Source organism: Streptomyces sp. G-G2, from assembly GCF_030063135.1.
Classification (GTDB): Bacteria; Actinomycetota; Actinomycetes; order Streptomycetales; family Streptomycetaceae; genus Streptomyces.
On the sequence record NZ_JASISO010000007.1, the window covers coordinates 216,203 to 223,331 of the forward strand.

Consider the following 7,129-nt stretch of genomic DNA (forward strand, 5'->3'; position numbering starts at 1 on the left):
GATGCAGCGGGGGTGGGGTGGGAATCAGCGGCGCGACATGTAGATGTCGAGCGCCTTGTGGAGCACCTTGTTGAGCGGAAAGTCCCACTCGCCGACGTACTCGACGGCCTCGCCGCCCGTGCCGACCTTGAACTGGATCAGGCCGAACAGGTGGTCGTTCTCGTCCAGCGTGTCGCTGATGCCGCGCAGGTCGTACACGCTCGCGCCGAGCGCGTAGGAGTCGCGCAGCATGCGCCACTGCATCGCGTTCGACGGCCTGACCTCGCGCTTGTGGTTGGCGGAGGCGCCGTAGGAGTACCAGACGTGCTGGCCGACGGTGAGCATCGTGGCGGCTGCCAGCGGCTCCCCCTCGTGCGTGGCGACGTACAGCCGCATCCGGTTCGGGTCCTCGGAGTTGAGGGCCGTCCACTGGCGCTGGAAGTAGCTGAGCGGGCGCGGGCGGAACTTGTCGCGCTCGGCGGTGATCTCGTAGAGGTGCTGCCAGGTCGGCAGGTCCTCGTAGCCGCCCTGGACGACCTCGACACCGGCCTTCTCGGCCTTCTTGATGTTGCGGCGCCACAGCTGGTTGAATCCCTTGAGGACATCGTCCAGCGACCGTTCGGCGAGCGGTACCTGGAAGACGTAGCGCGGCTGGACGTCGCCGAAACCGGCGCCGCCGTCCTCGGCCTGCTGCCAGCCCATACGGCGCAGCTTGTCGGACACCTCGAAGGCGCGGGGCTCGATGACCGAAGCCTCCACGTCGCGCAGGCGCTTGACCTCGGGGTCCTGGATACCGGCCTTGATGGCGGTGGCGTTCCAGCGGCGGATGACGACGGGCGGGCCCATCTTCACGGTGAAGGCACCCTGCTGCTTCAGGTGCGCCAGCATCGGCTGGAGCCATTCCTCCAGATTCGGGGCGTACCAGTTGATGACCGGGCCCTCGGGAAGGTAGGCGAGGTACCGCTTCACCTTGGGCAGCTGCCGGTACAACACCAGTGCGGCACCGACGAGTTCACCGGAGTTGTCGAACCAACCGAGGTTCTCCGAACGCCACTCGTTCTTCACGTCGGCCCACGCCGGAACCTGGCAGTGGCTCGCCGAGGGCAGGCTCTGGAGGTAGGCCAGATGCTGCACTCGGCTGATGGTCCTCAGGGACAGGCTCATGCGGGGCGTCTCCTAGGCGGCTTCGCTGGCTATGGCGCGAAGCCTACTGCGACAAGGGCGCCACCCATCTGGGGGACGGACCCGGTCCGGGCCGAAGGCCGACCGGCGCCCTGTCGCGGAGGGGCCCCGGCTACCCGAAGAGGCCGCCGTGCGCCATGGCGAGATAGAACCCGACCGCGGCCGCTCCCAGGCCGACGATCAGTGCGAAGCGCTCGCGTGTCGTGACCGAGATGAACTGCCCGTAGGCGCCGGTGAGGATGCCGATCAGCCCTGCCCACGAGCTGAGCAGGTGCAGATTGTGGAAGAACGCCGTGACGAACGCCACGATGCCCAGGACCGCAGTGATCGCCACGAGGGTGTCCTGCAGCGGGTGGGGCTTGCCGTCGGTGGAGAACAGCGAGATAGACGACTGGGGCCGCATTGCCTGTGCCATCGGAAAGTACCTCCTGGCTGACGCGGAGCGGTGCCGCGGAGCTGCCGCCCGAAGAGGCCGGAGGGCATAGCACCGAGCACACCCGATGGGTACAGAGTGTGGCCTCCAGGTGCCGGATTTCAACCGGAAGGAGGTGAGCAGGTACTCTGTACGGTCTGCACCTGTGTCCGTTCGCTCGGACAGGGTGCGCTACGCATCACGACCCTCCTGCCACGGAACGACCGTGGCCGCTGAGTCCAAAGGAGGTGGGTTCCACATGCGTCACTACGAAGTGATGGTCATCCTCGACCCCGATCTCGAGGAGCGCGCTGTCTCCCCGTTGATCGAGAACTTCCTTTCTGTCGTCCGTGAGGGCAACGGAAAGGTCGAGAAGGTCGACACCTGGGGCCGTCGTCGTCTCGCTTACGAGATCAAGAAGAAGCCCGAGGGCATCTACTCGGTCATCGACCTTCAGGCCGAGCCTGCGGTCGTCAAGGAGCTCGACCGACAGATGAACCTGAACGAGTCGGTCCTCCGGACCAAGGTCCTCCGTCCCGAGACCCACTGAACTTCCCAGTTCAGCGGTAATCGGGATTTCGAGTAGCACAAGCAGCCAGCAGCAAAACCCGCCGAGAGGTTCACCCATGGCAGGCGAGACCGTCATCACGGTCGTCGGCAATCTCGTCGACGACCCCGAGCTGCGCTTCACCCCCTCGGGTGCGGCGGTCGCGAAGTTCCGTGTCGCGTCCACTCCCCGCACCTTCGACAAGCAGACCAATGAGTGGAAGGACGGCGAAAGCCTGTTCCTGACCTGCTCGGTCTGGCGCCAGGCGGCTGAGAACGTCGCCGAGTCCCTTCAGCGGGGCATGCGCGTCATCGTGCAGGGCCGGCTGAAGCAGCGGTCGTACGAGGACCGTGAGGGTGTCAAGCGCACGGTCTACGAGCTGGACGTCGAGGAAGTCGGCCCCAGCCTGAAGAACGCCACGTCCAAGGTCACCAAGACCACGGGTCGCGGCGGCCAGGGTGGTTACGGCGGCGGTGGCGGCGGCCAGCAGGGCGGCGGCGGTGGCAACTGGGGCGGAGCCCCCAGTGCGAGCCCGCAGGGCGGCGGAGCACCTTCCGACGACCCGTGGGCGTCCAGCGCACCGGCCGGCGGCCAGCAGCCGCAGCAGGGCGGCGGCGGGGGCGGTTGGGGCGGAAGCTCCGGCGGCTCCGGCGGTGGCTACTCGGACGAGCCGCCCTTCTAGGGCAGCTCTACCCCACTTCTTGATCACACAGGAGAGACACAATGGCGAAGCCGCCTGTGCGCAAGCCTAAGAAGAAGGTCTGCGCGTTCTGCAAGGACAAGACCGTGTACGTGGACTACAAGGACACGAACATGCTGCGGAAGTTCATTTCCGACCGCGGCAAGATCCGTGCCCGCCGCGTCACCGGCAACTGCACGCAGCACCAGCGTGACGTCGCCACGGCCGTCAAGAACAGCCGTGAGATGGCGCTGCTGCCCTACACGTCCACCGCGCGATAAGGAAAGGGTGACCGAATAATGAAGATCATCCTGACCCACGAGGTCTCTGGCCTCGGAACTGCCGGCGACGTCGTCGACGTCAAGGACGGCTACGCTCGCAACTACCTGGTCCCGCGTGGTTTCGCGATCCGCTGGACCAAGGGTGGCGAGAAGGACGTGGCGCAGATCCGCCGCGCCCGCAAGATCCACGAGATCGCGACCATCGAGCAGGCCAACGAGTTCAAGGCCAAGCTCGAGGGCGTGAAGGTGCGTCTGGCCACCCGCTCGGGTGACTCCGGCCGCCTCTTCGGCTCCGTGACCCCGGCCGACATCGCCACGGCGATCGAGGCTTCCGGTGGTCCCAAGGTCGACAAGCGCCGCGTCGAGCTGGCGTCCGCGATCAAGACCCTCGGTTCGTACCAGGTCTCCGTGCGTCTGCACGCTGAGGTCGTCGCGAACCTGGGTGTCGAGGTCGTCGCCGCCTAAGTGCCGCGCACGAAGGGCCGTACCCCACGGGGTATGGCCCTTCGTCGTTCCCCCCGTGGTTCTCGGAGTCGTTCCCCGTGTTTCTCGGAGGGGAGCGGCGATGGTGTTTCACGTGAAACGGCCCGATGTTTCACGTGAAACGGAGGGCTGCTTCACGTGAGCACGTCCTGTTTCACGTGAAACGTCTGGCTAGGACGGGGCGCACGGGTCAACGGGTGGCGCCTGTGATCAGCCATCGGCCGGACCGGGCCCGCAGCTGCAGGGTGACCATCCGGACCAACATCATCAGCGTCATGGCCCACCAGAGGGTGGTGAGGCCGCCGCCGACGCTCGGGACGAGCAGGGCGGCCGGGGTGAACACGGCGAGGGTCACGACCATCGCCCCGGCGAGGTAGCGCCCGTCGCCCGCGCCCATGAGGACCCCGTCGAGGACGAAGACGATCCCGCAGACCGGCTGGGAGACGGCCACCACGAGCAGGGCGGGCAGCAGGGTGTCCTTGACCGTGGGGTCGCCGGTGAAGAGCGGTACGAACAGCGGCCGGGCCGCGATGACCAGGATGCCGAGGACCACCCCCGAGGTGATCCCCCACTGCACCATGCGGCGGCACACGGCCTTGGCGCCCTCGGTGTCCCCGGAGCCCAGGTAGCGGCCGATGATGGCTTGCCCGGCGATGGCGATGGCGTCCAGTGCGAAGGCCAGAAGGCTCCACAGGGAGAGCAGGATCTGGTGGGCGGCGATGTCGGCGTCGCCCAGCCGGGCCGCCACGGCGGTCGCGATCATCAGGACGGCCCGCAGGGACAGAGTGCGCACCAGCAGCGGCACCCCGGCTCGCGCGCAGGCCCGGATGCCTGCGGCATCGGGCCGCAGGGAGGCCCGGTGGCGCCGGGCTCCCCGGACGACGACGACCAGGTAGGCGGCGGCCATGGCGCACTGGGCGATGACCGTGCCCCAGGCGGAACCGGCGATGCCGAGCCCCGCGCCGTAGACGAGGGCCACGTTCAGGCCGCCGTTGAGGGCGAAGCCGCCGAGTGCGACGTACAGCGGGGTACGCGTGTCCTGGAGTCCGCGGATCACTCCGGTGGAGGCCAGGACGACGAGCATGGCCGGGATGCCGAAGGCGGAGATCCGCAGATAGGTGACGGCGAACGGGGTCACGGTGTCGGAGGCGCCGAAGAGCGAGATCAGCCAGGGTGCCGTGGGCAGGACGACAGCGACGACGGCCGCCCCCAGCAGGAGGGCGAGCCAGATGCCGTCCATGCCCTGCCGGATGGCCGCCGGGAGGTCGCCCGCCCCGATCCGCCTGGCCACCGCCGCGGTGGTCGCGTAGGCGAGGAAGACGAAGACGCTGACGGCAGTCGTCAACAGGGCCGCGGCGACACCGAGACCGGCGAGCTGAGGGGTGCCGAGGTGCCCCACGATGGCGCTGTCGGCCATGACGAAGAGCGGTTCGGCGACCAGTGCGCCGAAGGCGGGGACGGCAAGTGCGAAGATCTCGCGGTCGTGCCGTCTCGGGGCAGCCTTCGGAGTCTCGGTGGCCTGTGTCATGTGCTCAATCTAATCTTCCACAGGTAATGGATGCAAGGCCTCTAGGAGTATTACCAACGCGCTGACTTGGGCGTTCTTCCCACCCCTTTGGAGGCGATCTTGAGACAGTGGCAAAGTTTTTTCTCCCCCACAGCCTGCGAACGGCAAAAGGCCAGGTCAGTAGGGGTGACAGGGTGGGTCGGGTGATTTTGTCCACAGCGCCGTCCCCCGGTCCGTGCACAGCTTCCGGCGAGTTACCCACAGCATTCGGCTCGTCATCCACATCTCATCCACACAGCCTGTGGATAACCAGATTGGCTGACGCCGCTCGCGGCTCTACCGTGGTGCGTTGCCCGACGCGCCCAGAGCCGGTCCGGGTGTCCCAAATGTCAGAGCCGTGTCGTAGAAAGACTGACACGGCAAGGTCCGCGTTGCGGACGGGAGGAGGCGGCCCGGTGAGCAGTCCCGAGCCCACGGACGACCCTTGGGCCGACAGCGGTCCGGGTGACCGTCTGCCCGCCCGTCCACGCCGCAACGGCGAAGGCCGCGGCCGCGGGGACGACCAGCACGATCGAGGCCGTGAGGGAGGCTCCTGGGACGGCGGAGGCGGTGGCTTCGAGCGGGTCCCGCCCCAGGACCTGGACGCCGAGCAGTCGGTCCTGGGCGGCATGCTGCTCTCCAAGGACGCCATCGCCGACGTGATCGAGGTCCTGAAGGGCCACGACTTCTACCGTCCCTCCCACGAGACGATCTACCAGGCGATCCTCGACCTGTACGCCAAGGGCGAGCCCGCCGACCCGATCACGGTCGGCGCCGAGCTGACCCGGCGCGGCGAGATCAGCAAGGTCGGCGGGGCCTCGTACCTGCACACGCTGGTCCAGTCGGTGCCCACGGCGGCCAACGCGGAGTACTACGCCGAGATCGTCCACGAGCGGGCGGTCCTGCGCCGCCTGGTCGCGGCGGGTACGAAGATCACACAGATGGGCTATGCGGCGGACGGTGATGTCGACGAGATCGTCAACAGCGCCCAGGCCGAGATCTACGCCGTCACCGAGCAGCGGACCTCCGAGGACTACTTGCCGCTCGGCGACATCATGGAAGGCGCCCTCGACGAGATCGAGGCGATCGGCTCGCGCAGCGGCCAGATGTCGGGTGTCCCGACCGGCTTCACCGACCTCGACTCGCTGACCAACGGACTGCACCCGGGTCAGATGATCGTCATCGCGGCCCGTCCCGCCATGGGCAAGTCGACGCTGGCCCTGGACTTCGCCCGGGCCTGCTCCATCAAGAGCAACCTGCCCAGCGTGATCTTCTCCCTGGAAATGGGACGCAACGAGATCGCCATGCGCCTGCTCTCGGCCGAGGCCCGGGTGGCGCTGCACCACATGCGCTCGGGGACCATGACCGACGACGACTGGACCCGGCTGGCGCGCCGGATGCCGGACGTCTCCGCGGCCCCGCTCTACATCGACGACTCCCCGAACCTGTCGATGATGGAGATCCGCGCGAAGTGCCGCCGCCTCAAGCAGCGAAACGATCTGTCGCTCGTCGTCATCGACTACCTCCAGCTGATGCAGTCCGGCGGCTCCAGACGCCCCGAGAGCCGTCAGCAGGAGGTCTCGGACATGTCCCGAAACCTCAAGCTGCTGGCCAAGGAGCTGGAGGTCCCGGTGATCGCGCTGTCCCAGCTGAACCGTGGTCCCGAGCAGCGCACCGACAAGAAGCCGATGGTCTCCGACCTGCGAGAATCCGGCTCCATCGAGCAGGACGCCGACATGGTGATCCTGCTCCACCGCGAGGACGCGTACGAGAAGGAGTCGCCCCGGGCCGGTGAGGCGGACCTGATCGTGGCCAAGCACCGCAACGGCCCGACGGCGACGATCACGGTGGCCTTCCAAGGTCATTATTCGCGGTTCGTGGACATGGCCAACACCTAGATGAATGAGTCCAAGGGATGACCTGCGGACATAGGACGAGGGCATCCAGAGTCTGTGTGTGAAGACCGACTTGGACACCCTCGCCACAGCACTCTATGCCCGGATCGACGACGAGTTGAAGG

At 67.3% G+C, this 7,129-nt stretch carries 8 protein-coding genes; 5 read left to right on the forward strand and 3 right to left on the reverse strand.

From position 1 onward, the window contains the following. Window positions 1-24 precede the first annotated feature (24 nt). Both QMF80_RS08615 and QMF80_RS08620 read right to left on the reverse strand, forming a co-directional pair. Window positions 25-1,143, reverse strand: coding sequence for a lipid II:glycine glycyltransferase FemX (locus QMF80_RS08615; RefSeq protein ID WP_283451178.1), 1,119 nt, complete (start codon window positions 1,141-1,143; stop codon window positions 25-27). Window positions 1,144-1,273: 130 nt separating this feature from the next. Continuing rightward, complete coding sequence (locus QMF80_RS08620; protein WP_283451180.1) at window positions 1,274-1,576, reverse strand: hypothetical protein; 303 nt, start codon at window positions 1,574-1,576, stop codon at window positions 1,274-1,276. A gap of 256 nt (window positions 1,577-1,832) precedes the next feature. Between QMF80_RS08620 and rpsF the strand changes: the two genes are divergently transcribed. From rpsF to rplI, 4 genes are all read left to right on the forward strand, one after another. Further along, the gene (rpsF, locus tag QMF80_RS08625) at window positions 1,833-2,123 is read left to right on the forward strand and encodes a 30S ribosomal protein S6 (RefSeq protein ID WP_004950685.1); all 291 of its coding nucleotides are present in this window, start codon (window positions 1,833-1,835) and stop codon (window positions 2,121-2,123) included. Between the two features lie 76 nt (window positions 2,124-2,199). Then, a complete protein-coding gene (locus QMF80_RS08630; protein WP_283451182.1) occupies window positions 2,200-2,802 on the forward strand; it encodes a single-stranded DNA-binding protein in 603 nt (200 codons plus the stop codon). Between the two features lie 41 nt (window positions 2,803-2,843). Next, complete coding sequence (gene rpsR / locus QMF80_RS08635) at window positions 2,844-3,080, forward strand: 30S ribosomal protein S18 (protein WP_003956534.1); 237 nt, start codon at window positions 2,844-2,846, stop codon at window positions 3,078-3,080. Between the two features lie 18 nt (window positions 3,081-3,098). Then, a complete protein-coding gene (gene rplI / locus QMF80_RS08640; RefSeq protein ID WP_283451185.1) occupies window positions 3,099-3,545 on the forward strand; it encodes a 50S ribosomal protein L9 in 447 nt (148 codons plus the stop codon). 208 nt (window positions 3,546-3,753) lie between these two features. Here rplI and QMF80_RS08645 read toward each other — a convergent pair whose 3' ends face one another. Then, window positions 3,754-5,091, reverse strand: a complete 1,338-nt coding sequence (locus QMF80_RS08645) for an MATE family efflux transporter (RefSeq protein WP_283451186.1) — start codon at window positions 5,089-5,091, stop codon at window positions 3,754-3,756. 434 nt (window positions 5,092-5,525) lie between these two features. Between QMF80_RS08645 and dnaB the strand changes: the two genes are divergently transcribed. Then, window positions 5,526-7,007: a replicative DNA helicase gene (dnaB, locus tag QMF80_RS08650; RefSeq protein ID WP_283451188.1), complete on the forward strand. Its 1,482-nt coding sequence runs from the start codon at window positions 5,526-5,528 to the stop codon at window positions 7,005-7,007. Window positions 7,008-7,129: the final 122 nt, after the last annotated feature.